This is a genomic window from Acerihabitans sp. (assembly GCF_036398755.1).
Taxonomy (GTDB): domain Bacteria; phylum Pseudomonadota; class Gammaproteobacteria; order Enterobacterales; family Enterobacteriaceae; genus Acerihabitans.
In genome coordinates, this window is sequence record NZ_DASWOM010000111.1 from 1 (window position 1) to 25,073 (window position 25,073).

Genomic DNA, 25,073 nt, shown 5'->3' on the forward strand with positions numbered 1-25,073 from the left:
GCAGGCGCATCTTGCCCGCTGGCCCGATTTGTTTAATACCGGCATTATCAACGTCACCGGCAATAAGCAGGGCAAGCTGAAATGGAACCAATTGCTGCCGGTCATAAAAGAAATATTACTGCGCAAATTCGCCACCGACGAAAGTTAACCAACAAACCTGCGGTAAAAAGGAGAGTCATTATACGTCTTGCATGGTTACCGCTTATTATGGCCACAACACTAATATGGCCAAGGGTGGACGCATGTTTTTCCCCCATTTTGCTACGGTGGCGATAACCTATAGCGCCAGTACCTACCTGTTTTGGGGCTACCGGGCCTTGGGCGATAATATTGCATCCAGGCTGGTGGTTAACGGCCCATCCGGCGCGCTGAGCGGCGCCGGTCCAAGACGTGGTGAGAATGGCGAAATCGCGCAACGCGCGTTATTACATTAACGTGATAACCCTAAGGTGATAATAAATAGCGCGGCCGTTAAGCGCGGCAATAACGGCCGCGAGCCTGTCAGCCAGGGCGATGCTCGCTGTGCCGTCCCACCACCAGCATGATCGCGCCGCCGGCAAGCAACGTCAGTCCGCTATAGGCAATGGCGCCCGGCGGGCCGAATCCGTCCACCAACAGGCCGCCCGCCACCGCGCCAAGCGCAATGGCTATCTGGAATGTGGTGACCAGCAGGGCGCCGGCGGTTTCCGCATGGTCGGGCGCGGCGAGGGTATTCCAGGTCTGGAAGCTGACCGGCAGCGCGCCAAAGGCAAAGCCCCAGATGGCGGTGGCGGCGAAAGCCAGGACGGCCAGCGCGCCATCGGCCAGCAGCAGAAATGCCATGACGCTGAGCAGGATCGCCGCCAGTCCCACGGCCAGGCGGGCGCTGCGTTCGGCAATAAAACCGCCGGCGAGGTTGCCGAAAAAGCCGCCGATGCCAAAGGCCAGCAGCACCAGGGAAATCATGCGCACATCAAAGCGCGGCACCTGCTCGAGAAAAGGCCGCACGTAGGTAAAGCCGGCAAAATGTCCCGAGATGACAAACATGACGGTAATCAGGCCGATGCGAATGCCCGGACGGCGCAGCAGCAGCCAGAACGTGTCGAGGCTCGGCACGTCCGCCGGCGGCAGCCGGGGCAGGGTAGCCAGCTGCGCCAGCAGCGCGGCGATGCTGATGCCGGCGGCCGCCAGGAAGGTCGCGCGCCATCCCATGATATCGCCGAGGTAAGCGCCCAGCGCCGGGGCGCAGACCGTGGCCGCCGAAACGCCGGTAAAGATAATCATCATGGCCCGCGGCAATAACCGGGCCGGCACCAGCCGCAGGGCAATGGCCGCCGCCAGCGACCAGACACCGCCCAGGGCAATGCCGAGCAATACCCTGGCGGCAATCAGCACCCAGATATTGGCGGCGACGGCGGCGAGCAGGTTGGACAACACCAGCAGCAGCGCCAGCCCCCAGACGACCGAGCGACGATCAATCTTACCGGTGCCGAGCACCACCACGGGTCCGGCGATGGCGGCCACCAACGCGGTCGCCGTTACCGCCTGCCCGGCGGTTCCGTCCGAGATGCCCAGATCGGCGGCGACCGGCGTCAGCAGGCTGGCGGGTAAAAATTCCGCCGTGACCAGGGCAAATACCCCGAGCGACAGTGAAACCACCGCGCTCCAGGCCGCCACGGACCGTCCGTTATCGGTACGCGGCCTGGGGCATGACGGTGTTTCGTCGCCGGTACAGGATTTTTCAGACATGGGGACTCCAGGAGATTCTTTGCAAGGATTGATCGGGATGGTACAGTCGTGGAGTTGGAACATCCATGCTAGGAAACCCTTAATGTTTGACAATTCGTCCAAATCCGGCGTGCCGTCGTTAAACGATCCCTTAACCGATATGCTGCGGGGGCTGCGGCTTGACGGGGTGGAGTACGGCCGATGCAAGCTTGCCGCGCCCTGGGCCTTCGCGTTTCAGGCCCGCCAGGAGGCCTGTTTTCTGTTTGTGGCCCAGAAGGGCTGTTGGCTTCAGACCCCGGCCGGCGAATGGGAAGAACTGAACGCGGGCGACGCGGTGCTGTTGCCGCGCGGCAGCGCGCACGCGCTGGCAAGCGCGCCGGGCGTGGCGCCCCAGCTTTTTCCGCGCTGGCAGTGCCAGTCCATCACCGGCAATTTTTTCGATTTAAACGCCGCCGAGGAAGGCGAGCACTGCGTGCTGTTCTACGGTTCCATGCGGTTTAATCTTGATAGCCTGCATCCGTTGCTGCGCATGATGCCTGATATGATGCGCGCCCATGAACTGATGCGCAGCGAGCCGACGATTGTGCATTTGCTGGAGGCCATGGGCTGCGAGGTGGCGATGAACCGGGTGGGCGCCTGCGGCATGGTAACGCGCCTGGCCGATGTGCTGGCGGCGCAGATTATCCGAGCCTGGGTAGAACACGGCTGCGGCAGCGCGGCGGGATGGATTGCCGCGGTACGCAATCCGGAAATCGGCCGCGTGCTGGCGGCCATCCACGCCGCTCCCGATCGTGACTGGCCTTTGTCCGAACTGGCCGGGGTGATGGGCGCGTCGCGCTCCAGCTTCGCCAGCAAATTCGCCGCCATCGTTGGGGAAACGCCGGCCCGTTATGTCGCGCAGGTGCGCATGCACCAGGCGCGGCAATGGATTATCCGCGATTCGGCGCGCATTTCAGAGGTGGCGCAGCGCCTGGGCTACGATTCGGAAGCGTCCTTCAGCCGCGCCTTTAAGCGCATTATCGGCATGGCGCCGAGCCATTTCCGCACCGGGGCGAAACAGGGAGCATAGCGTCCGGCGTCCGGCATCGGAGGACGCGCAGGCGAACAGATTGATAGTCCCCGGGGTCGCGGCTAAGCTAAAGGCTATCTACAATAGGCGTGGCCCGCGGTTCCTCACCGGTACCGGCGCCAGTGCCAGGAGCAAGCCTTGCCATGGATATTCAGCCTTTTCATATTAATATCAGTCAATCCGCGCTGGATGATTTGCGCCATCGGTTATCCCGCACCCGCTGGCTTACCCCGGTGACCGACGCCGGCTGGAGCGAGGGAACCGACAGTGGTTTCCTGCGCCGGCTGGTGGATTACTGGCAACATCATTTTGACTGGCGGGCGCAGGAAACCCGGCTGAATGCCTTGCCGCAGTTTAAGACACGGGTGGCGGATCAAGAGATCCATTTTGTGCATCAGCGGGGAACCGGGCCCGCGCCGCTGCCGCTGGTGCTGACGCACGGCTGGCCGGGATCGTTTTTGGAGATGGAGGCCATCATCCCCCTGCTGGCCGATCCGGGCAGCCATGGTGGTGATGCGCGTGATGCGTTCCATGTGGTGGTGCCTTCGCTGCCGGGCTATGGATTTTCCACCGCGCCGGCGGTCAAAGGCACCGGGTCTTATGAGGTCGCCGGGCTATGGGCCGGATTGATGACGAACCTGGGGTATGAACGCTTCGGCGCCCAGGGCGGCGATATCGGCGCCGGAGTGTCCAGCTGGCTGGCCTGCCGATATCCCGAGAGGATGGCCGGGTTGCATCTTAACTTTATCCCGGGGTCGTATCGGCCTTACCTGGGAGAAGATCAGCCCGCGGTTAGCGAAGAGGAGCGGCAGTTCCAGGATCGGGTGGCGGCCTGGGCCGACCAGCAGGGCGCTTACGGCCGGTTGCAGGGCACCAAACCGCAAAGCCTGGCGTTTGGACTGAACGACTCTCCCGCCGGGCTGGCGGCGTGGATAGCGGAAAAATTCCAGGCCTGGAGCGACTGCGGGGGCGAGATTGAGCATGCGGTTTCGCTCGACGCCCTGTTAACCCATATTTCATTGTACTGGTTCACCCAAACCATCGGCTCGTCCTTCAGGATGTATGTCGAGGGGCGGGCGCGGCCGATGCAGCTGCAACAGGGGCAGCGTATCCTGCCGCCATTGGGGGTGGCACAATTCCCGGCCGAGCTACCGATGCCGCCGCGCTCCTGGGTGGAGCGCGGATATAATGTCCGGCGCTGGACCGTTATGCCCCGGGGCGGCCATTTTGCCGCGATGGAGCAACCGCGGGCGCTGGCGGAGGACATCCGGGCGTTCTTCCGGCCGCTGCGCGAATCGGCCAGCCAGCGTTGACACGGCTTTTACAGGCTTTTTCTCCCCGGCAAGACGCTTATTTGCGATGACGGAAGCCACTATGCCTGGACGGCGGTTATGTATTACAGTGGCATCAGAATCGTTATTCAAGGACCACGGTCCTGTTGAACCCGGAGATCTTACCATGCTGACATCGCATATGCGTATCGCCCGCCCCGTTACTAACCTTGACCTCAGCCGGGAAATGTACTGCCAGGGCCTGGGTATGCAAGTGTTGAGCAGCTTTACCGGCCATAACGGGTTTAACGGCGTGATGCTCGGCGCGGAGGGTTTGCCCTGGCATTTCGAGTTTACCCTTTGCGAGCAGCACCCGGTGCCGCCGGCGCCGACGCCGGAAGATCTGCTGGTGCTGTACCTGCCGGATGAGCCGCAGTGGCGGCGGTCCTGCCAACGTCTGGGAGAGGCGGGTTTTGAGCGGGTGGTGTCGTTTAATCCTTACTGGGATGTGGCGGGCAAGACCTTTCAGGATCATGACGGCTATCGGCTGGTGCTGCAAAACCGCGCCTGGGGCGACGAGGCGGACGCCGGCGCCGCCTAGGGAAAATGTTTCCAGACGATTTCCAGTCCCAGGCCGAGCAGGCCCAGCAAAAAGCAGCGGCGAAACAGCCCGGGACTGATGACGGCGCGCAGCCAGGCGCCGAAAAACATGCCCGCCAGCGCGGGGATCACGGCCAGCAGCGACAGGCCCAGCGCGTTGAACTCCAGCATATGATGCCAGGCGAGGCTGGCCGCCAGGGCCAGGGTCGAGACGGTAAACGACAGGCCCAGCGCCTGGATAAGCAGATCCCGCTCCAGGGACAGGGCATTGAGATAGGGGACCGCGGGAATAACAAACACTCCGGTGGCGCCGGTCATCAGCCCGGTCGCGACGCCAACCAGCGGCCCCAGCCATTTTTCCGCCGACGCCGCTACCCGCGACTGCCGGTTGAACAGGCTCACCAGCGCGTAGATTATCAGCAGGCTCCCTAGCCACAGCGATGTCCAGGCGGCCATCCCGCCCGTCATCATGCTGGTGCCGTACCACGTGCCCAGGCATATGGCCAACAGCATCGGCCATAGACGGCGGCATAATAGCGTCCACCGCGGCCCGCGGCACAACTGCCATATATTCGTCACCAGCGAAGGGATAATCAGCAACGCGGCCGCCTGCGCGGGCGGCATCACCACGCCCAGCATGCCCATGGCCACGGTGGGCAGGCCAAGGCCAATGACGCCCTTAACCGTGCCGGCAAGCAGGAAAGTGAACCCGATCAGGAGGATATACGGTATAAATTCCATCATGAGATTTTCTTTAAAATGTGGGTACCCCTATATTTGCCCGGTAACGGATACGGCACAATGTGTATGTTTTTAACTGAACCTTCGTTTTTTCCGAAGGGTGGCCCGGGGTGTTTAAGCCCCACCCCTCCGGCGGACCCATAATGCGTTTCAGCCGCATGACATAAGGCGGGTAATGCCATGCATTTTGACCTGACCGATTTACGCCTGCTGGTCTGGACCATTGACGCCGGCAGCATCACCGCCGGCGCGGGCAAGGCCTGCCTGTCCCTGTCTTCCGCCAGCGCCCGCATCGCCGGCCTGGAACGGGAAGCGGGCGTCAGCCTGCTGAACCGCCGCCACCGGGGCGTTACGGCCACGGCGGCGGGAAGGCTGGTATATGGGCAGGCAAAAATCATCCTGCGGCAGGCCGCCCATCTGTCGGGAGAATTAAGCGCGTTTACGCAAGGCATCAAGGGGGAGGTCCGGCTGTTGGCAAACACCGTGGCGCTGGGACAATTCTTGCCCGGACCGCTGTGCGATTTCCTGCGGCTGCATCCCGGCGTCGATATCGAACTGGATGAACGGCCAAGCCTGGAGATTACCCGCGCGGTGGCGCGGGGCGCGGCGGATATCGGTATCGCGGCGGACCATGCGGATTTCAGCGGATTGGAAACATGGCCTTTTAGGGCCGATCGCCTGGTGCTGGCTGTGCCGCCGGGACATGCCCTGGCGCGGCGCCGGCGGGTCGGCTTCAGCGAGGCGCTGGATCATGAGTTTATCGGCCTGCCGGAGGACAACGCGCTGGCGCAGCATATCGCCGGGCATGCCCTCCGTAGCGGCAAACCCCTGCGGCTGCGGGCCAGGGTGCGCGGCCTGGAGAATGTCCAGCGCATGGTGGCGGGCGGCGCGGGGATTGCCGTATTGCCCATCGCCATGGCGGCAAACGGGCCGGAGGTTGGCGGCGTGACCTATATCCCGCTGGATGAACCCTGGACCCGGCGGCAACTGTTTATCGCCGTGCGCTCCCATGCCGAACTGCCGTTGCCGGCGAGGCGGCTGGTGGATTTTCTTACAAATAGCGTTCGATAAAACGGTCCATATCGCGAAAATCCGCCAGACGCTGTTGCAGCGTCTCATGATCCCAGTGCCACCACTGGCTGCGCTCTATGCGTTCGATCAGCGCATCGCTGAAACGGCGGCCGATGGGTTTTGCCGCCACGCCGGCGACAATGGCGTAAGGCTCGACGTCTTTGGTCACTACCGACGCGGTGCCGATAACCGCGCCGTTGCCGATGGTCACGCCGGGCATAATGGTGGCGTTATGGCCGATCCAGACATCATGGCCGATGGTCACATGCCGTTCGCGCCGCCAGTCGAAAAACGCCTCGTCGTCGGCGCCCAGGCCATAGGCTGAACTGCGGTAGGTAAAATGATGCTGGGCGATGCGCTGATAGGTGGGATGGTTGCCCGGGTTGATGCGCACATAGGAGGCAATCGAAACAAATTTGCCGATGGTGGCGTAGTTAATCTTGTTATGACCGTCGGTATAGGAGTAATCGCCCATGTCCACCTCCTCGAGGATAGCCTCATCGCCCAGATGAACATACTGGCCGAGGCGGGAGCCGTTTAATACCACGTTTTTGCCGATTTTTGGTTGTGACCGGGATGTCATGAGTTGGGTTCCTGTCAGGATAACGAATACGCAGCGGCGGATCGGCGCGAGAGACCGGCGGGAAGGCCCACCGGGCGGCGATACCAGCCCCACCGGCTGCCGATTGCCCCCGCCGCGGGGCTGAAAGTTGGCGGTGACCCCCGTTAGAAGACCTGCCGCCCTTGCCGCCAGACATTTTTCACATAGACATGTCCGCTATGGCGGTGGGCCAGGACCAGATCCGCCCGTAAGCCTTCGGCAATCAGGCCGCGATCGCCGAGTCCCAGCGCCCGCGCCGGATTGCCGGTCATCAGCATCACCGCCCGCGGCAGGCTGAACCCGTTGGTCTCGTCCGCCGCGATGCGAAACGCGGCGTCCAGCAGGCTGGCCGGGTAGTAGTCGGAGGAGAGAATATCCAGCACGCCGACCGAGGCCAGATGATGGGCCGCCACATTGCCCGAATGCGACGCGCCGCGCACGATATTCGGCGCGCCCATCAACACCTGCAGCCCCAGTTGGTGCGAAGCGCGCGCCGCCGCCTCGGTGGTGGGAAATTCGGCGATGGCGCTGCCCAGGGCGCGCGATTCCTCCACGTGCGCCACGGTGGCGTCGTCATGGCTGGCCAGGGTGATGCCGCGCTGGCGGCAGTGGGCGGCAATCGCCGCGCGATTGGCCGCCGACCAGCGCTGGGCCAGGGCGATCTGCTCCTGCTCGAACGCATCCATTTGCCGATCGTTGAGATGGTATTTGCCCTGGGTGTATTCACGGTATTTCACCGAGGAGACAAACTGCCGCTGGCCCGGCGAATGATCCATTAACGACACCAGCGCCACCGCCGGCTGATCCATAAATTGCTCAAACAGACCCAAGGTGCTGCCGTGGGGCAATTCACAGCGCAAGTGCAGACGGTGTTCGGCGCGGGTGGCGCCACAGGCGTGGCTGGCGACGATGGCGTCGATCATTTTTTGCAGCGTGCCGGCCCGGTGTCCGCCGTCGCGCACATCGCCTATCGCCACCGCGTCCAGCACGGTGGTGATGCCGTTGGCCACCATCAGCGCGTCATGGCTGCTCATGGCGGAATGCGCCGGCCAGTCGACATTCGGGCGCGGGGTAAAGAATTTATCCATATTATCGGTATGCAGCTCGATTAACCCGGGCAGCAGCCAGCCGCCGTCGCCGTCCAACGCCTGGGGCAATTGACTGGCGCTTTCGGCGTAGCCGATAATCAGGCCGTCCCGCGTCTCCAGCGAGCCGCTGATAATCTCATCCTTTAATATCAGTTTAACGTTATTAATGATCATCGAGAGTGTTCACCTCGCCGGAGGGTTGCATTTCATAAAGGCGGTCGGCCACCCGCTGGCGCACGGCGTCGTCATGGAAAATGCCGACAATGGCGGCGCCGCGCTGTTTGGCCTGCTCGATCAGGGCGACCACCGCCGCGCCGTTGCGCCCGTCGAGCGACGCGGTCGGCTCGTCAAGCAGCAGTACCGGATAATCGATGATAAAACCGCGCGCGATATTGACCCGCTGCTGCTCGCCGCCGGAAAAGGTGGAGGGCGCCAAATGCCATAACCGCCGCGGCACGTTCAGCCGGTCGAGCAGTTCCTCGGCGCGGGCGCGGCACTGTTCGCGCCCGACGCCCAGCTCCAGCAGCGGCTGCATCACCAGGTCCAGGGCGCTGATGCGGGGGATGACCCGTAAAAACTGACTGACCCAGCCGACGGTATGGCGGCGCACCGCCAGGATTTGCCGCGCCTCGGCCTGGACCATATCCAGCCATCCGCCCTGATGCCGTATCCAGATATGGCCCTGGTCGGGCAGGTAATTGGCGTAGAGCGAACGCAGCAGCGTGGATTTGCCGCTGCCGGAGTGGCCGTGCAGCACCAGGCATTCACCGCTTTTGACCGTCAGGCTGGCGTCGCGCAGCACCGGCAGGCGCACGCCGTTTTGCTGATGCAGTACAAAGGTTTTGCTAAGATGTTCGACCCGTAATTGCGTATTCATCCGATGGTTCCATAGGGTATAGGGTTGGCCGCGTCTCAGGATAAGACCGATGAGACCAATAGCTGGGTATAGGGATGATGCGGATCGTCCAGCACCCGATCGGTCAGTCCGCTCTCCACTACCCGTCCTTCTTTCATCACCAGCAGGCGATGGGCCAACAGGCGCGCCACGCCGAGATCGTGCGTGACGATCACCGCCGCCAGCTGCATCTCCACCACCAGACCGCGCAGCAGATCGAGCAGCCTGGCCTGTACCGACACATCCAGTCCGCCGGTCGGCTCATCCATAAACACCAGCCGTGGCCGGGTGACCAGGTTGCGGGCAATTTGCAGCCGCTGCTGCATGCCGCCGGAAAAGGTGGTGGGCAAATCATCAATGCGCGCCGCCGGGATTTCCACATCCTCCAGCCAGCGGCCGGCCTGTTGCCGGATCTCGCCATAATGACGCTGGCCGACGGCCATCAGGCGTTCGCCGATATTGCCGCCGGCGGAGACGCGCGGACGCAGCCCATCGAGCGGCTGCTGATGCACCACGCCCCATTCGGTGCGCAGCAGGCGGCGGCGGTCGCTTTCCGACATGGCGTACAGATCGCGCCCCGGTCCGTCCGGCGGGCAATAGGCTATGCGGCCTGCCTGCGGCGTCAGCCGCGCGGAAATGGCTTTCAGCAGCGTGGTTTTACCCGAGCCGGATTCGCCGACGATGCCGACCACCTCGCCGGGATAGATATCGAACGAGACGTCGCTGAAGCCTTTTCCCGGCGCATACAGGTGCGTGAGGTGTTCAACCGACAGCAGCGGCGTCGGGGAAAGCGATGCGAAGGTCATAGGGGATCCCCCTGTTGCGCCAGCTGCTGCCGGCAAAAATCGGTATCGGAGCAAATAAACATGCGATTGCCCACATCGTCCAGCACCACTTCGTCCAGGTAGCTGGCGCGGGACCCGCACAGCGCGCAGGGCTGCTCCCAGCGCTGCACGCTAAAGGGATGGTCGTCGAAATCCAGGCTCCTGACGCGGGTAAAGGGCGGCAGGGCGTAGATGCGTTTTTCACGCCCGGCGCCGAACAGCTGTAGCGCCGGCATCATATGCATTTTGGGGTTATCGAATTTGGGAATGGGCGACGGGTCCATCACATACCGATCGTTCACCATTACCGGATAGGCGTATGTGGTGGCGATATGGCCGTAACGGGCGATATCCTCGTACAGTTTGACCTGCATGACGCCGTATTCTTCCAGGGCGTGCATTTTGCGGGTTTCGGTTTCGCGCGGTTCGATAAAGCGCAGTGGTTCGGGGATCGGCACCTGGTAAATCAGGATTTGATCCGCCGCCAGCGGCGTTTCCGGGATGCGGTGGCGGGTCTGGATAAGCGTGGCCCGGGTGGTGCGCTCGGTGGTGGCGACGCCCGCCACCCGCTGGAAAAAGCGGCGGATAGACACCGCGTTGGTGGTATCGTCCGCGCCCTGGTCAATCACTTTCAGCACATCGGCGCGGCCGATAATGCTGGCGGTCAGCTGGACCCCGCCGGTGCCCCAGCCGTAAGGCATCGGCATTTCGCGTCCGCCGAACGGCACCTGGTAACCCGGAATGGCCACCGCCTTGAGAATGGCGCGGCGGATCATGCGCTTGGTTTGTTCATCGAGATAACCCGGGTTGTAACCGGCTAATGTTTCACTCATCGTGCTTCTCCGATCCACCGCCGTTGCCGTGGACGAATTCCCGGCGCAGACGTTTAAGCAACTCCAGTTCGGCCTGGAAATCGACGTAATGCGGCAGCTTAAGATGGGAAACAAATCCCGCCGCCTCCACGTTATCGGCGTGCGACAGGACGAACTCTTCGTCCTGGGCCGGACTGTCGACGTTCTCGCCGTACTCGCCGCATTGCAGGGCGCGGTCGACCAGGGCCATGGACATCGCCTTGCGTTCCGCGCGGCCGAAGACCAGCCCGTAGCCGCGGGTAAAATGCGCAGGCCTGTCGGCGGGGTCGGTAAAGCCGTTGACCATTTCGCACTCCGTCAGCAGGATCTCGCCGATATCAATGGCAAACCCCAGCTCTTCCGGCACAATGGCGACCGTCACGTAACCGCTGCGTATTTCGCCGGCAAAGGGATGGGTGCGGCCGTAGCCGCGCTGTCCCGAGTAGCTTAACGCCAGCAGAAAACCCTCGTCACCGCGCACCAGCTGTTGCAGCCGGGCGGAGCGCGAGCCGGGATAGGCCGGCGGGCGGCGGGTGATATCGTCCGGCGCGGCGCCGTCGTCCCGTTCCTCCGGCGCCAGTTGCTCCCGGCCCAGCAGGCTGAACACATGGGCGCACTCATCGGGCAACGGGTCGTCGGCGCGCGGCGCGATAGGTGCCGGCGCGCCCTCCGCCAGCAGGGCGAATTCCAGCAGCCGGTGGGTATAGTCATAGGTCGGCCCCAGCACCTGACCGCCGGGCAGATCTTTATAAACCGCCGAGATACGGCGCTCCAGGCGCATTTTTTCCGTGGCGATCGGTTCGCTCACCGCCAGGCGCGGCAGGGTGGTGCGATAAGCCCGCAGCAGGAAGATGGCCTCGACCAGATCGCCGCTGGCCTGTTTTATCGCCAACGACGCCAGTTGCCGGTCATAAATGCCGCCCTCGGTCATGACCCGATCCACCGCCAGGCCGAGCTGTTGATCGATCTGTCCGCAGCCGATCGCCGGGATCGCGTCGTCGCCACGGCGCAGATGTTCCTGTAGCTGATGGGCGGCATCAATCGCCTTTTCCCCGCCTTTCACCGCAACATACATCAGCACACCTCCACATGGGTGGTCCTGGGAATGGCCATCAGGCCGTCGTCGCAGGCCAGCAGAAAATCCAGGCCCAGCGGGAAACGCCGCGGCCGGTTGATCAGGTAATCCAGCAACGCCGCCGGCAGCGCGGGTGCCGCCCGGCGCGGGTGTTCAATGCCCGGTCCGCTCAGGCGCAGCGCCGCGCCATCGTCCAGGCTGTCGATTTGCACCAATACCATGGCGCCAAGCTCGGGGGAAATGTCAGTGCCATAGGGCAATGCCTCGAGCTGCGCGGCGGTAAGCCGGTTATCGAAGACGGCAAGGCCGGCGAGCGCCGGGCGTTCGGCCAGCGGCGCGCCGGTATGGAAACGCAGGTTGTTGATAACGCTATCGCTGCCCAGGGCCGGGCTGATGGCGAGCGGCGTTTCTGCGTCGGCAAGCGTCAGCAGCACGCCGGTGGCGGCCTTGCCCAGCGGGCGCCAGCCGTCGTTTACCGGCAGGATTACCCGGCTGCCGGGTTCGCTTAGGGCCTTGAGGATCAGGCGAAAAACCTGCTGTGACTGGTGCACGGGTTGAGTAAATCCAGGCAGTAGCGTCATCAGTTATCCCCCCTTACCAGGGTAAAGAAGTCCACGCGGCTGGCGGCGATTTCACGCGCCCGTGATTGATGCTGCTCCCGCAGCCTTGCGGACAGCGGCTCGATGAGCTGCCGGTGCAGGCGTTCATGATGTTCAGCTCGTTGCAGCACGGCGTCCGCCAGGGCGCACAGCTCGGCATGGGCCTTATCGCGTCCGGCCACATAGCTGTAGCCGTAGGGGCCGCTGTCCAGGCGGACCACCGCCCGGGTGACCGTCATATCGCCCAGGACAAAACGGCGTCCGGTGGCGCCCATGCGCCCGATAAGCTGGGTAAGCCCGGTTTCAGGCGCGCGGATAACGGCGAAAGGGACCTTGAGATCCAGCGCGCGCCACCCGTCCAGCAGTTCGGCGGCGGGGGAGGACGCCAGTACCGACATCCAGCGTTGTCTTTGCTGTTGGCTATACATTCAGTGCTCCATCGTCAGTTCAATCATATCGGCGCGCGCCAGGGTGAAGGAGTATTCGGCTATCCGGTCGGTGTCGCCGCGGGTATTAAGCGTGCGCACGCAAAGCAGCGGGATTTGATTGGCCACTTCCAGAAGCTGGCTTTCCTTGGTCTGCGCCCGCCGGGCGCTGATGCGGGTTTGCCTGCGCGCCAATTTGTACCCGAGGCGCGCGTGGATAAATTCATGCAGCGATCCGCTCGCGAACCGCTGCAGCTCGGGCCACCATTCCAGGTCCGGCAGGTAGTGGTCGATAACGCTTAGCGGCACGCCGTTTACCCGGCGCAGGGTGCGTAAATGAATCACGGAGGCGCCGATCTCGCAGCACAGCGCGCTGGCCACCGGCACGCCGCACGGCCGCAGCACCGCCAGCAGCAGTTCGCTGGTGGGATGGCTGCCCTGGTCCAGCAGGTTCTGGCTAAAATGCGCCTGGGCATGCAGCGGATAGTCATATGGCCGCATCAGCACCAGGATGCCGACGCCGTGCCGCCGTTGCAGCCAGCCGCGTTCCACCAGTTGATCCACCGCGCGCCTGAGGGTATGGCGGTTAACCTGGTAGCGCTCCGCCAGGCGTTGCTCCGACGGCAAATATTCGCCGCCGTGGTACTGCGTGCGCAACTCTTGCTCCAGCTGCGCGGCGATATGTTGATAAAGCGTGGGGTAACTGGTTGGATGTCTAGATAACTGCATCATGATAAAAATCTCCACTGGGCGGCGGATTTTAAGGGCAAAACTGCGGAATGGGACAAGACGGTGTCATACAGCATGAATAATATTCCGTTATGGCATTGCGTAGCATAATGGCGGCGCAAGATGACAGACCGGTTAATATAAGATGACAGCATAATGAATAGTTATTTTTTACCCGCGCTAAAACAGGACTTGCCCCCGGCCGCCTGCCTTCAATGAGAAAAAAGGTATTTTTTGTCGCGGCGGGAATAAACTATATTGACTTTATTCTGGATAATTTATTAGGGCGAGCAAGCGTCATCCGAGCATCATGATAAGATCATCCTGCTGTCATATATTAATCCGTTAATAGCACTCCATAGTGGTTCGGTAGTCTTATTCCGGAGTAAACATATGGCACAGGCAATGTTGAAACTGGCGCAACCCGATGATCCCGCGCAACTGGCGCTGCAACAAAAAAAGGTCCTGGCGGTCCGGGGATTGAATAAGCATTTCAACCCACAGAATAAGGTGCTGCAGGACATTAATTTTGACCTCTACGCCGGTGAGTTCGTCGCGGTCATCGGCCGTTCCGGCGCCGGCAAATCCACCCTGCTGCACATCCTTAACGGCTCGCTGCCCGCCTCGGGCGGCGAAATCCTGCATTACGCGCAAGACGGCGGCACGCTGAATATCGCCCGGCTGCCGGCGCGCCAGATGCGGCGCTGGCGCGCGCAGTGCGGCATGATCTTCCAGGATTTTTGCCTGGTGCCGCGCCTTGACGTGATTACTAATGTTCTGCTCGGACGCTTAAGCCAGACCTCGACGCTGAAATCCCTGTTTAAAATCTTCGACGATAGCGATCGCGCCAGGGCGATTGACCTCCTGCAATGGTTAAACATGTTGCCCCACGCCCTGCAACGGGCGGAGCATCTGTCGGGCGGGCAAATGCAGCGGGTGGCCATTTGCCGCGCGCTGATGCAAAACCCGAAAATAATGCTGGCGGATGAACCGGTCGCCTCCCTCGACCCAAAAAATACCCACCGCATAATGGGGGCGCTGAAAAACGTTGCGGAAAATAATATTTCCGTTTTGATCAACCTGCATTCCGTTGAATTAGTAAAAGAATATTGCACCCGGGTAATAGGTATTTCCCAGGGACATATCGTTTATGACGGACATCCCGATCTGCTGGATGAACAGGTCTTGCAGATATTATATGGCGATGAAATTGCCCAGGTTCATTGATAAGCAGATCCCTATCGGTTAAACGTGCGCGCAGGCTTGATTAACCGATGATTTTGCCATTTTCCCCACTGACTCATAAAGGCTATTTTAATGAAAAAGACATGTTCCCTGATAACCTTACTGGCCGGCGCCATCATGACTTTTAATGCCGGTGCGGCCGATGCCCCGAAAGAACTTAACCTGGGCATTCTCGGCGGGCAGAATGCGACGCAGCAGATCGGCGACAATATGTGTGTAAAAGATTTTATGGATAAAAAATTAAACGTCGATACCAAATTGCGCAATTCCTCCGATTATTCCGGCGTCATCCAGGGGTTATTGGGCGACAAGGTGGATATGGTGTTGAGCATGTCGCCGTCGTCCTTCGCCTCGGTGTATCTCGCCAATCCCAACGCGGTCGATCTGGCGGGTATTGTGGTGGACGATACCGACCAGTCCAGAGGCTATCATTCGGTGGTGGTGGTCAAGGCCGACAGCCCCTATAAAACCCTGGAAGATTTGAAAGGTAAATCCTTTGGTTACGCCGACCAGGATTCCACCTCGGGCTATTTGATACCGGATCATGTGTTCAAAAAGCAGTTTGGCGGCAATATCGATAATAAATACAATAACTTTTTCTCCAGCATCACGTTTTCCGGCGGCCATGAGCAGGATATTTTAGGCGTGCTGAACGGTCAGTTCGAGGGGGCGGTAACCTGGGCATCGATGGTGGGTGATTATGATAAAGGCTATAACACCGGCGCCTTCGGCCGCCTGATCCGCGCGGATCATCCTGATTTGATGAAGCAAATCCGTATTATCTGGCAATCGCCGATGATCCCCAACGGCCCGATATTAGTGCGCCACTCCCTGCCGGCGGACTTTAAAGCCAGGCTGGTCGACGCCATCGGTCAGCTGGATAAAGAAGACCATCAATGCTTTATCAAGGCGGTAGGCGGCAAGCAGCATATTGCCCCCACCTCGCTGAAAGAATTCCAGGATATCATCGACCTGAAACGTGACCTGGTGAAAGGCAATCGCTAAGGCGCGATGTGGATGTTAACCCCCGCCGGTCGCCAGTCGGCCGCCGGCAATTAACCGATGGCCTATTTTGAATACTGACTTCAATCACTATTATCATCAGGTGCGGCGCAAACAAAAACGCGACCAGCTGCTATGGTCGGGAGCGTTGGTGGTGCTGTATCTCGGCGCCGGCAATATCGCCGAATTCAACCTGTACGCGGTATGGGTTGCCATCCCCCATTTTTTCGACTACCTGGCGCAGACCATTCCCGTGCTTCACTGGCGGCTATTGTTCGCCGATCGCCATACCCTGGGCTCGCTGTCTTATTGGGGCTACCGGCTGCCCATTCAGCTGCCGCTGATTTGGGATACGGTGCAACTGGCGCTGGCCTCGACGATATTATCCGTGCTGGTGGCCGGCGTGCTGGCGTTTTTGGCGGCCAACAACACCCGCAGCCCCGCGCCGTTGCGCTTTGCGCTGCGTACGCTGGTGGCGTTTTTGCGCACCATGCCCGAGCTGGCGTGGGCGGTCATGTTTGTCATGGCGTTCGGCATCGGCGCTTTCCCCGGTTTCCTGACGCTTGCCGTGCATACCGTCGGCAGCCTGACCAAATTATTCTACGAATCCATTGAGTCCGCCTCGGACAAACCGGTGCGCGGACTGTCCGCCTGCGGCGCGGGGACGTTGCAGCGCATGCGTTTTGGCCTCTGGCCGCAGGTGAAACCGATATTCATGTCCTACAGCTTTATGCGCCTGGAGATCAATTTCCGCCTGTCGACCATCCTTGGGCTGGTGGGGGCGGGGGGCATCGGCCAGGAGCTGATGACCAATATCAAACTCGATCAGTATGATCAGGTCAGCATGACCTTACTGCTGATTATCCTGGTGGTGGCGCTGCTGGATTCTATTTCCGGCAGGCTGCGCAAATGGGTGGTGGAGGGAAAAGGCTAATGTTAATTACCAGGCTATCACCGCAGGCGCTGGCGGAATCCAGACGGCGGCACCAGGATATTTTTGCGCGGCAAAACCGTTATCTGCGCCGGCTGGGGCTGATGACCGCCGCCGTCGTGCTGTATTATGCGTATTTTTTTGCGGCGTTCGGCCTGCCGTGGCCGCGTTTCCTGCTCGGCTGCCGACAAATCGGCCATTATCTGGCTCGTATGCTGGTTTGGCATGATGTGGCCAACTGGCCGTTTGCCTATTATCTCGGGCAGATATTCCTTACCATCGCCATTGTCTGGGTCGGCACCCTTACCGCCACCCTGATTGCCTTGCCCCTGTCATTTCTGGCGGCGCGCAACGTAATGTCCACGCCGGCGCTGCGGCCCATCGCCCAAGTGGTGCGCCACGCGTTTGATATTTTTCGCGGTATCGATATGGCCATCTGGGGCATGGTGTTCGTGCGCGCGGTCGGCATGGGGCCGCTGGCCGGGGTGATGGCGATTATCGTGCAGGACGTCGGCCTGCTCGGCAAGCTGTACGCCGAAGGCCACGAGGCGGTGGATAAATCGCCCGGCCGCGGCCTGAGCGCGGTGGGCGCCAATTCCGTGCAAAAACAGCGATTTGGTATCTATACCCAGTCTTTTCCCACCTTCCTGGCGCTGAGCCTGTACCAGATTGAGTCCAATACCCGCTCCGCCGCGGTGCTGGGTTTTGTCGGCGCGGGCGGGGTGGGGCTGGTCTACGCGGAAAATATGCGCCTGTGGAACTGGGATGTGGTGATGTTTATCACCCTGGTGCTGGTGGCGGTGGTCATGATCATGGATAAGGTCTCGTCCCTGCTGCGCAGGAAATACATTACCGGCCAGGACATTCCCTTGTTCCAGCCGCCGCGGACGGCGCGCGAGACAAAATAGTAGCGTAGTGCGACGCCTCGTCCCGTCCGCGTATTGCATTCAGATGCCCTGTCCGCCGGACACTTCTATTCGCTGGGCGTTAACCCAACGATGGTCTTCACCCAGCAGGCTGGCGATCATCGGTCCGATATCGTCGGGCAACCCTGCGCGGCCGAGGGCGGTCATGGCGGCGAAAATGCCGTTGACCTGGGGATCGTCGCGCACCGCGCCGCCGCCGAAGTCGGTTTCGATGGCGCCCGGCGCCACAGTGTTGACCGCAATACCGCGGCCGCCCAGTTCTTTCGCCAGGTAGTGGCTGAGCACCTCAACCGCCCCTTTCACGGCGGCATAAGCGGCATAGCCGGGAAAAGATACCCGGGTCAGGCCCGAGGACAGGTTGACGATGCGTCCGCCGTCCGCCATGTGCGGCAGCAGAGCCTGGGTGAGGAAAAACACCCCTTTGAAATGGACGTTGACCAGCCTGTCGAACTGCGCTTCGGTGGTGTGCGCGATCGGCGCGTAATCACCATGGCCGGCGTTATTCACCAGGTGATCAAAGGTGTCGCGCCGCCAGGTGTCGCGTAGCGCGGTCTTCACCGCCTCGGTGAACGACGGGAAACCCGTGATATCGCCGGCGTCGAGGGGCAAGGCGACGGCCTTGCGCCCCATGGCCTGGATGTCGGCGACGACCGATCGGGCGTCTTCGGCGCGGGTCTGGTAGGTGATAATGACATCCCCGCCGTGGCGGGCGATGGCTAAGGCGGTACTGCGGCCCAGTCCGCGGCTGGCACCGGTAACGATGGCGATTGTGGTCATACGGGAACTCCTCTTGAGTGGGGTGCCTATAATAAGCAGCCCGGGAGGCATTCACCCTTGCCAAAACCTCGATGTTTTTTGCCTATTCCTCCAGACCGTTTTACGCGGCCACGGCAGATCGGGTAGCATCGGTCCATGAATGATAGTTTGCTTGATACCGTTCGCCGGTATGTCGAAACCGATGCCGATGGCCAAGCCCAGACGCCTGTCCCTGGGCTGACCACCATCCGTTCGACCGCGCCCAGCGGACTGGTTTACGCGATTCCCCGGCCGCTGGTGTGCCTGGTGTTGCAGGGCAGCAAACAGGTGGTGATGGGAACCCGCATTGTGTCGTGCCGTGCCGGCGACTCGCTGCTTATCACGGCGGATGTGCCGACGGTCAGCCAGGTTACCGTGGCGAGTATCGCCGCGCCCTATCTTTCACTGGTGCTGGACCTGGATCCGGCGGTGATCGCGGACCTGGCGGTGGAAATGCCCATGGAACCGGACGCCGGCCGCGTCGCCGTGCATGCCCAGCCGACCGACGCCGAGGTCGCCGACGCGGCGCTGCGGCTGATGCGGCTGCTGGATCGCCCCGCGGCGGTGCCGGTGCTGCATGTGCAACTGGTGCGCGAGCTGCATTACTGGCTGCTGGTGGGCCGGCACGGCGCGGCTATCCGCCGCCTGGGCGGGCCGGACGGCCATTTCCGGCGCGTGGCGCGCGCCGTGGCCATGCTGCGGACCGGGTTCGCCCAGCCGTTGCGCGTCGATCGCCTGGCGCAGGCGGCCGGCATGAGTCCCTCATCGTTCCATCATCACTTCCGCGGTGTCACGTCGCTCTCGCCGCTGCAGTTTCAAAAGCAGCTGCGCCTGATCGAAGCGCGCCGGCTATTGCGGTCGGAAGGACTGTCGGCGAGCAGCGCCGCGTTTGCGGTGGGTTATGAAAGCGTGTCGCAGTTTACCCGAGAGTATGGTCGCCTGTTCGGCCTGCCGCCGGTGCAGGACACGCTGACGCAAAGACGCGCACACCGTTAGAGGACAAGACGGCGGGACGCATCGCGGCCAGGATGCGGCGTTTGCCGGTTCCTTACGGTTTCTTTGCAAAACCTTTGCGATCCACGCGCTGAACTCGCAGGCGGCGTGGCCGATAAACTGATGGGTGCTAAAAAAAGGAGCCTTATTATGTCCAATACCATCACTTCATCGGCGTCGTCCGCCTCGTCCGGAGGCGGTTCCAATGCCGCCGCCCAAATTCAGAGCCTTACCCAGCAAATTACCAAATTGACCAAGCAGCTGAAAACGATATCCCAATCCACCGGCCTGACGGCGGACCAGAAACAGCAGCAGCAACAGCTTATCCAGGCGCAAATCAAAATGCTGGAAGCGCAGATCGCACAGCTGCGTCAACAGCAGGCCGAAAAGTCTGCCGGTACGCAGCAAGCCGCCGCGACCGACGAGGTTAACGCCGATGGCGTCAATCGGGCCACCGACGCCAACAGGGTCGATGTTTACATCTGATGGCCCACGGCCCCGGTTGGCTCGGGGCCGTCTCATTGCTCTGGTCCGTCTGCGCGCTATACTCAACGTTTCATTTGCCATCGCTATTTTCAGCGCCTTCGCGACGCTGTAGCGGTATTTCAGACACCAAATCAAGGGGACCTATCATGAGCACGATTAACGCTGCGGCCTCAGGGCAATTTACCCTGGGCGATATCACCATCAACCGGTTGGGTTTCGGCGCCATGCGCATAACCGGCAAGGGGATCTGGGGCGAACCGGAAGATCGGCAGGCCGCGCTGGACACGCTGCGACGCCTGCCGGAACTGGGTATCAACTTTATTGATACCGCCGACAGCTACGGCCCAGACGTCAGCGAAAACCTGATACGAGAGGCGCTTTATCCCTATGACGGCCTGCTTATCGCCACCAAAGGGGGCCTGACGCGCCACGGCCCGAATATCTGGCAGCCGGTGGGACGTCCTGAATATCTGCGCCAGGCGGTATTGATGAGTCTGCGCAAACTCAAGCTGGAACAAATCGGGTTATGGCAGTTACATCGGGTGGACGCCAAGGTCCCCGAGGATGAGCAGTTCGACGCCATCGCCCAGATGCAAAAAGAAGGCCTGATCCGCCACGTAGGGCTAAGCGAAGTCAACGTGGAACAAATCAAACATGCCCAGCGCTTTTTCCCGGTGGTTTCGGTGCAGAATATGTTCAATCTGGTGTCGCGCGGCCACGAAGCCGTGCTGGATTATTGCACTGAAAACAATATCGGTTTTATCCCCTGGTACCCTCTGGCGGCGGGCGACTTGGCCAAACCCGGATCCATACTGGACAATATGGCGAAGGAAAAAGGCTTCACGCCGGGACAGATCGCGCTGGCATGGATATTAAAGCGTAGCCCGGTTATGTTGCCGATCCCCGGCACCAGTAAGGTCGACCACCTGGAGGAAAATCTCGCGGCGACCCAGGTGCGGTTAACCGACGAGGAATTCCGTTTGCTCGATGATTTGGGCCGCAAACAATAGCTGTCCCACGTATCCGGCGGTTGGACGAGGGATAAGTCGTACTAATGTGACGCCAAGCCGATGTTGTTATTTACAGTGTTGACATGACGGCGGAAAAGGGTAAATTGATTATTAACGCAGGCGAAAGCAGTTTTGAAATCAGTATTTAGCCTGCGTTCCAGAAGTTGATGCGATAAAGGCTGCGAAGTGGTAAGACATGTCGTGATATTAATATTTGAGTTTGCCAAGCGGCGGACGTCACGATGGTAATAAGGCCACGAAAAAAGTTTTTCCATCGCACAATGGGGTAGTAAACGATAGCGCGATACAGTAAGGTCCTGTAACTGAAGTGAATATTCGTGATTGTGGGTTTGTAGCCAAATGATTGAGAATATCACGGAGAAAGTAAGGTCCTGTAACAAAAGTATATATCGCGATGGGTGATGTGCTGAGTTAGTCGGCTGGAGTTCAGGTTGATCAACTCATATAAATACCGGGATTTTTCCATTCAGTAATATACCGGAGGAGAGTTCGTTATAAATACTTGATGTCCCGTATGAAAATGCACATCTTTGATGTGATTTGTGTTTAAAAATTGAAGTAATGAATGTTAAATTTTAAAATCGTAGCACCCTAAAAGCCCTGACCTTACCGTCAGGGCTTTTTTCATGGTTTGCCGCCTCCCGCGAGCGCCGGATTATCATGCTTTCCCTGTCCATGATCTACAATTACCTCAGGCTATGGCTCTACCGGAGATGTTCATTATGAAACCTTATATTGTCTGTCACATGATGTCGGCACTGGACGGGCGCAGCCTGACGGACGGCTGGAATCTCGGCTATGCCTCGGATCTGTATGAGTCCACCGCCGCCACCTTTCAGGCTGACGGCTGGATTTGCGGCCGCGTGACCATGCAGGAAATATCACACGGCACCGATTATCCCAAGGGGCTGGCAAGTACGCCGCTGCCACGAACCCACTATTTCGCCAGGCGCGATGCCAAGCAGTACGCGATATCCATCGATCCCCGCGGGCTGGTGGCCTGGAAAAGCAACACCGCCCTTGATTCGCATGTAATAGAAGTGGTGACCAAACAGGTGTCGGATGATTTTTTGGCGTACCTGCGCTCCATCGAGGTTTCTTATGTCTTTGGCGGCGAGCTGGAGATAAACCTGTCGGCGGTGGTCGAACTGCTGGCCGCCGAGCTGGGGGTAAAGCGGCTGATAGTGGAAGGGGGCGCCCACGTCAGCGGCGCCTTTGTCAACGCCGGCCTGGTGGATGAGGTCAGCGTGCTGATCCTGCCGCTGGTGGACGGCCGTCCAGGGCACCCCTCGTCGTTTGAAATTGCCAGGGAAGCCTGGAAAACGCCGAACTACCTGAAGCTCGCCTCGGTGGAAAAAACCGGGCACGACGGAGTGTGGCTACGTTATACCAAACTCCAGGCCGGCGGATAACCGGGCCGGTTTAACCCGTCGCCGCGCTATCCAGGTGGAAGCCCCTGTTCATTTAGGCAAAATATTTTTGTAGACATGGCCGTCCTTCATGATGACCACAAAGTTTTTGCCCGGGTCCTCAATCAGTTTGATATTTTCCAGCGGGTCGCCCTCCACCAGCAGCAGGTCCGCCAGCGAGCCTTCTTCCACCGTGCCCAGCCGGCCGGGATAGGGATTGATAAATCCGGATAGTCCCAGCAGCTCGCCGTTGTCGCCGGTGGCCATTTTCAGCGTTTCCGCCGGCGTATACCAGCGCACCAGCTTAGCCAGCTGCGCGCCCTGGCGGCTGGCAACCCGGGGGTCGAACAGCGCGTCGGTGCCGAAAGCCGTCTTGATATGGTATTTGCGGGCAAGCCGGTAGGCGTTGTCGGTACCGGCAAATACCTGCTGGGCTTTTTGCCGGGATAGCTCGGTCGGCAGCGGCGAGGCATCCTCGTCATCAAGTAACGGCTGGATGCTCAGCCAGATGCCCTTATCCGCCAGTAGCTTGGCGGTGGCCTCGTCCATGAGCTGGGCATGTTCGATACATTTGACCCCCGCGTCCACCGCCTGGCGGATGGCCGCCGGGGTGTAGGCGTGTATCGTTACATAGGTGCCCCAGTTGGCCGCGGCCTCTACCGCCGCGCGGATTTCCGGGCCGGTGTATTGCACCGATTCGAGGGGATTATACTGCGAGGATACCCCCCCTCCGCCCATCAGCTTGATTTGGCTGGCGCCCTGCCGTAATTGTTCCCTGGCCCGCAGGCGCACTTCGTCGGGGCTGTCGGCTATGGCGGCGATGCCCCCGCGTTCGGAGATGCTTAATGGACCGCCCGGCTGGCGGGGCAACTCAAACATAAACCGGAAGTCGCCATGGCCGGAAGTTTGCGAGATAAAGGCGCCGGATGGATAAATGCGCGGGCCTTCGATGACGCCCTCGTCGATGGCGCGCTTGAGGCCGAATACCGGGCCGCCGAGGTCGCGCACCGTGGTAAAACCGCGCATCAGCGTGTCGCCGGCTTCCCGCGCCGCGCGCAGCTGCAGGTAGTCCGGGCTGGCGGTCATCAGCAACATCTGCGGGGTCGCCGCCATAAACGCATGCCAGTGCGCATCAATCAGCCCCGGCATCAGCACGCGGCCGTTGCCGGCGATGACCTGGGCGTTGTCGGCGTTGTCCACGGCGATGGGATCGACGGAGATGCGCGTAATGACGCCGTTTTTGACCAGGACGTTGGCGGGGCCCGAGAGGGCGGCGTTTTTGCCGTCAAAAATACGGACATCCTGGAATAAGGTGACCTCGTGATTCACCGGCGGCGGCGCCGGTTCCCCGGGAATTGCAAAATCGCCTTCATCCGCCAGGGCGGCATAGGAAAAAAAACAGAGTATCCAAATCAGGAGCAGCCAGGGATAGCGTAATGTGTTGCCGCGCCCGGGCAAAACGGCGCGCGGCCAGATGGACTGGCTTTTTGTAATTAAACTCATCATTATCGATCCTTAAGGATAATTTAGCCGCAACGATAGGCGGGCGGGTCAATAAAAACGCGATTACTCAATAAGCTATGTTACTTAATAGCTAGGTTAGATAACGGCTATGTTACTCAATAACTATGTTAATCAATAACCGGGTCATGTAATAACCGGCTCACGTAATAACCGGGCCACGCAATAGCCATGCCATGCAAGAAACCATGTCACGCAATAGCCATGTCACGCAAGAAACCATGCCACACTGAAAACTATGTCACGTTGCCTTAGCCTTGACCTTAGTCATCTGCCGTATTTGAGATCTGGTACGCAATATAAATAAAGGACTATTTTCAGTTATTGAATCAGCGCGGAAATAACGTTATGGCATATTAACTTTAAGATTATATAATTATATTTTTTATTTTTAACTCTATTCATTCATACCCGTGCGATAATCATGATTATTTCTTGTTGAACGGTGTTCCCGACCGGCGAGCCGGAGGGGGCTTATCCTGGATAAAGCGCATTCAGATATTAAACACGGTATTTAATATGCGGCTAACCTGTTGATTGTACTGCTTTAGATAAAAGGAATATTGTGCATATTCAATAGTAAATTTAATTAATGATATCCCCCTTTCCCTCCCGGCGGATTAAACAGGTTTATTTCTCGATTTAACGGTTGCGGCCGGGGCGCGCCGCCGGGATTAGACAAGGTCGTTAACCACTGTGATTGCCCGGCGGGATCCCTCCCCTGGTTGCACGATGAAATTAACGTGGGCGGTGCGTTCCCGCACGCGGGAAAGCAGGCCGAGCATTGCACCTCGCCGATGGATGCCCGGAAGAGGGTGCAACTGCTGAAGGGGCATTACGTTATTTTCCATTTTGCCGGCGCCAACCATAAAATAGGCATGACCGCTCATTATTATCCAGGCAGGTTAATGGCGGGATTACGCCTGGCAACAGAAAATCGAGGTGGGAATAATCGGCAATCGCCGTAAATAGCCCTATTTTTTTGCAGATTCTGACCGGTTTTTTCAGTTTTTATATTCCTTTGCGGCGTGACCTCCCGAACAAGGAAATTATTATAAAACAGGTTAATGCTTAACCCTCCGGCAGCAACGCACGGGGGCGGCAGGCGGTAAATAATAATTCGGGCGCTATTGCCACCCGGTGGGGTTGATGGGACAATCGGCGCCCGTCAGGCCGGATATAATGGTG

26 protein-coding genes are annotated in these 25,073 nt (G+C 60.0%); 13 read left to right on the forward strand and 13 right to left on the reverse strand.

The genetic code is table 11. The features are described from left to right. Positions 1 to 242: 242 nt before the first annotated feature. Entirely contained in the window at positions 243 to 434 is a 192-nt protein-coding gene (locus VGC33_RS18510) for a hypothetical protein (RefSeq protein ID WP_331122250.1), read from the forward strand. Positions 435 to 501: 67 nt separating this feature from the next. Here the strand turns inward: VGC33_RS18510 and VGC33_RS18515 are convergent, their stop codons facing one another. Continuing rightward, positions 502 to 1,728 carry an MFS transporter gene (locus VGC33_RS18515; protein WP_331122251.1) on the reverse strand — a complete coding sequence of 409 codons (1,227 nt, stop codon included), beginning with the start codon at positions 1,726 to 1,728 and terminating at the stop codon, positions 502 to 504. Between the two features lie 82 nt (positions 1,729 to 1,810). Between VGC33_RS18515 and VGC33_RS18520 the strand changes: the two genes are divergently transcribed. The 3 genes from VGC33_RS18520 to VGC33_RS18530 all read left to right on the forward strand — a co-directional run bounded on the left by VGC33_RS18520 (position 1,811) and on the right by VGC33_RS18530 (position 4,648). Beyond that, a complete protein-coding gene (locus VGC33_RS18520) occupies positions 1,811 to 2,776 on the forward strand; it encodes an AraC family transcriptional regulator (protein ID WP_331122252.1) in 966 nt (321 codons plus the stop codon). A gap of 143 nt (positions 2,777 to 2,919) precedes the next feature. Continuing rightward, positions 2,920 to 4,089 (forward strand): epoxide hydrolase family protein, encoded by a 1,170-nt coding sequence (locus VGC33_RS18525; protein ID WP_331122253.1) that lies wholly within the window; start codon positions 2,920 to 2,922, stop codon positions 4,087 to 4,089. A 145-nt stretch (positions 4,090 to 4,234) separates the two neighbouring features. Beyond that, positions 4,235 to 4,648 (forward strand): VOC family protein, encoded by a 414-nt coding sequence (locus VGC33_RS18530; protein WP_331122254.1) that lies wholly within the window; start codon positions 4,235 to 4,237, stop codon positions 4,646 to 4,648. Here VGC33_RS18530 and VGC33_RS18535 read toward each other — a convergent pair. Beyond that, entirely contained in the window at positions 4,645 to 5,388 is a 744-nt protein-coding gene (locus tag VGC33_RS18535) for a sulfite exporter TauE/SafE family protein (RefSeq protein WP_414636959.1), read from the reverse strand. The genes VGC33_RS18530 and VGC33_RS18535 overlap by 4 nt on opposite strands. Before the next feature lie 180 nt (positions 5,389 to 5,568). Here VGC33_RS18535 and VGC33_RS18540 point away from each other — a divergent pair, with 180 nt between their 5' ends. Further along, positions 5,569 to 6,459, forward strand: a complete 891-nt coding sequence (locus VGC33_RS18540; RefSeq protein WP_331122256.1) for a LysR family transcriptional regulator — start codon at positions 5,569 to 5,571, stop codon at positions 6,457 to 6,459. Here VGC33_RS18540 and VGC33_RS18545 read toward each other — a convergent pair. The 9 genes from VGC33_RS18545 to phnF all read right to left on the reverse strand — a co-directional run bounded on the left by VGC33_RS18545 (position 6,440) and on the right by phnF (position 13,546). After that, the gene (locus VGC33_RS18545; protein WP_331122257.1) at positions 6,440 to 7,042 is read right to left on the reverse strand and encodes a DapH/DapD/GlmU-related protein; all 603 of its coding nucleotides are present in this window, start codon (positions 7,040 to 7,042) and stop codon (positions 6,440 to 6,442) included. The genes VGC33_RS18540 and VGC33_RS18545 overlap by 20 nt on opposite strands. 143 nt (positions 7,043 to 7,185) lie before the next feature. Then, positions 7,186 to 8,322, reverse strand: a complete 1,137-nt coding sequence (phnM, locus tag VGC33_RS18550) for an alpha-D-ribose 1-methylphosphonate 5-triphosphate diphosphatase (RefSeq protein ID WP_331122258.1) — start codon at positions 8,320 to 8,322, stop codon at positions 7,186 to 7,188. Further along, a complete protein-coding gene (phnL, locus tag VGC33_RS18555) occupies positions 8,312 to 9,025 on the reverse strand; it encodes a phosphonate C-P lyase system protein PhnL (protein WP_331122259.1) in 714 nt (237 codons plus the stop codon). The genes phnM and phnL overlap by 11 nt, the downstream gene beginning before the upstream one ends. 35 nt (positions 9,026 to 9,060) lie before the next feature. Beyond that, positions 9,061 to 9,849: a phosphonate C-P lyase system protein PhnK gene (gene phnK, locus VGC33_RS18560; protein ID WP_331122260.1), complete on the reverse strand. Its 789-nt coding sequence runs from the start codon at positions 9,847 to 9,849 to the stop codon at positions 9,061 to 9,063. Further along, positions 9,846 to 10,700 carry an alpha-D-ribose 1-methylphosphonate 5-phosphate C-P-lyase PhnJ gene (locus tag VGC33_RS18565; protein WP_331122261.1) on the reverse strand — a complete coding sequence of 285 codons (855 nt, stop codon included), beginning with the start codon at positions 10,698 to 10,700 and terminating at the stop codon, positions 9,846 to 9,848. The genes phnK and VGC33_RS18565 overlap by 4 nt, the downstream gene beginning before the upstream one ends. Continuing rightward, positions 10,693 to 11,793, reverse strand: coding sequence for a carbon-phosphorus lyase complex subunit (locus VGC33_RS18570; protein WP_331122262.1), 1,101 nt, complete (start codon positions 11,791 to 11,793; stop codon positions 10,693 to 10,695). The genes VGC33_RS18565 and VGC33_RS18570 overlap by 8 nt, the downstream gene beginning before the upstream one ends. Beyond that, complete coding sequence (phnH, locus tag VGC33_RS18575) at positions 11,793 to 12,374, reverse strand: phosphonate C-P lyase system protein PhnH (RefSeq protein ID WP_331122263.1); 582 nt, start codon at positions 12,372 to 12,374, stop codon at positions 11,793 to 11,795. The genes VGC33_RS18570 and phnH overlap by 1 nt, the downstream gene beginning before the upstream one ends. Further along, positions 12,374 to 12,820 (reverse strand): phosphonate C-P lyase system protein PhnG, encoded by a 447-nt coding sequence (gene phnG / locus VGC33_RS18580; RefSeq protein ID WP_331122264.1) that lies wholly within the window; start codon positions 12,818 to 12,820, stop codon positions 12,374 to 12,376. The genes phnH and phnG overlap by 1 nt, the downstream gene beginning before the upstream one ends. Next, positions 12,821 to 13,546, reverse strand: a complete 726-nt coding sequence (gene phnF / locus VGC33_RS18585; protein WP_331122303.1) for a phosphonate metabolism transcriptional regulator PhnF — start codon at positions 13,544 to 13,546, stop codon at positions 12,821 to 12,823. A 393-nt stretch (positions 13,547 to 13,939) separates the two neighbouring features. On the opposite strand from phnF, the gene phnC reads away from it, so the two are divergent. The 4 genes from phnC to phnE (VGC33_RS18605) all read left to right on the forward strand — a co-directional run bounded on the left by phnC (position 13,940) and on the right by phnE (VGC33_RS18605) (position 17,632). Further along, positions 13,940 to 14,773: a phosphonate ABC transporter ATP-binding protein gene (gene phnC / locus VGC33_RS18590; RefSeq protein ID WP_331122265.1), complete on the forward strand. Its 834-nt coding sequence runs from the start codon at positions 13,940 to 13,942 to the stop codon at positions 14,771 to 14,773. Positions 14,774 to 14,863: 90 nt separating this feature from the next. Then, positions 14,864 to 15,796, forward strand: a complete 933-nt coding sequence (gene phnD / locus VGC33_RS18595) for a phosphonate ABC transporter substrate-binding protein (protein WP_331122266.1) — start codon at positions 14,864 to 14,866, stop codon at positions 15,794 to 15,796. A gap of 67 nt (positions 15,797 to 15,863) precedes the next feature. Continuing rightward, on the forward strand, positions 15,864 to 16,727 hold the full coding sequence (gene phnE, locus VGC33_RS18600) for a phosphonate ABC transporter, permease protein PhnE (protein WP_331122267.1): 864 nt from the start codon (positions 15,864 to 15,866) through the stop codon (positions 16,725 to 16,727). Next, positions 16,727 to 17,632, forward strand: coding sequence for a phosphonate ABC transporter, permease protein PhnE (gene phnE / locus VGC33_RS18605; RefSeq protein WP_331122268.1), 906 nt, complete (start codon positions 16,727 to 16,729; stop codon positions 17,630 to 17,632). The genes phnE (VGC33_RS18600) and phnE (VGC33_RS18605) overlap by 1 nt, the downstream gene beginning before the upstream one ends. A gap of 39 nt (positions 17,633 to 17,671) precedes the next feature. On the opposite strand, the gene VGC33_RS18610 is transcribed toward phnE (VGC33_RS18605), so the two are convergent. Then, positions 17,672 to 18,427 (reverse strand): SDR family oxidoreductase, encoded by a 756-nt coding sequence (locus VGC33_RS18610; protein ID WP_331122269.1) that lies wholly within the window; start codon positions 18,425 to 18,427, stop codon positions 17,672 to 17,674. Positions 18,428 to 18,562: 135 nt separating this feature from the next. Here VGC33_RS18610 and VGC33_RS18615 point away from each other — a divergent pair, with 135 nt between their 5' ends. The 4 genes from VGC33_RS18615 to VGC33_RS18630 all read left to right on the forward strand — a co-directional run bounded on the left by VGC33_RS18615 (position 18,563) and on the right by VGC33_RS18630 (position 22,367). Then, positions 18,563 to 19,441, forward strand: a complete 879-nt coding sequence (locus VGC33_RS18615; RefSeq protein WP_331122270.1) for an AraC family transcriptional regulator — start codon at positions 18,563 to 18,565, stop codon at positions 19,439 to 19,441. 147 nt (positions 19,442 to 19,588) lie between these two features. After that, the gene (locus VGC33_RS18620) at positions 19,589 to 19,924 is read left to right on the forward strand and encodes a FlxA-like family protein (RefSeq protein WP_331122271.1); all 336 of its coding nucleotides are present in this window, start codon (positions 19,589 to 19,591) and stop codon (positions 19,922 to 19,924) included. Between the two features lie 146 nt (positions 19,925 to 20,070). Further along, positions 20,071 to 20,934 (forward strand): aldo/keto reductase, encoded by an 864-nt coding sequence (locus tag VGC33_RS18625; RefSeq protein ID WP_331122272.1) that lies wholly within the window; start codon positions 20,071 to 20,073, stop codon positions 20,932 to 20,934. Between the two features lie 743 nt (positions 20,935 to 21,677). After that, positions 21,678 to 22,367 (forward strand): dihydrofolate reductase family protein, encoded by a 690-nt coding sequence (locus VGC33_RS18630; protein ID WP_331122273.1) that lies wholly within the window; start codon positions 21,678 to 21,680, stop codon positions 22,365 to 22,367. Positions 22,368 to 22,415: 48 nt separating this feature from the next. On the opposite strand, the gene VGC33_RS18635 is transcribed toward VGC33_RS18630, so the two are convergent. After that, positions 22,416 to 23,870, reverse strand: a complete 1,455-nt coding sequence (locus VGC33_RS18635; RefSeq protein WP_331122274.1) for a metal-dependent hydrolase family protein — start codon at positions 23,868 to 23,870, stop codon at positions 22,416 to 22,418. Positions 23,871 to 25,073 lie beyond the last annotated feature (1,203 nt).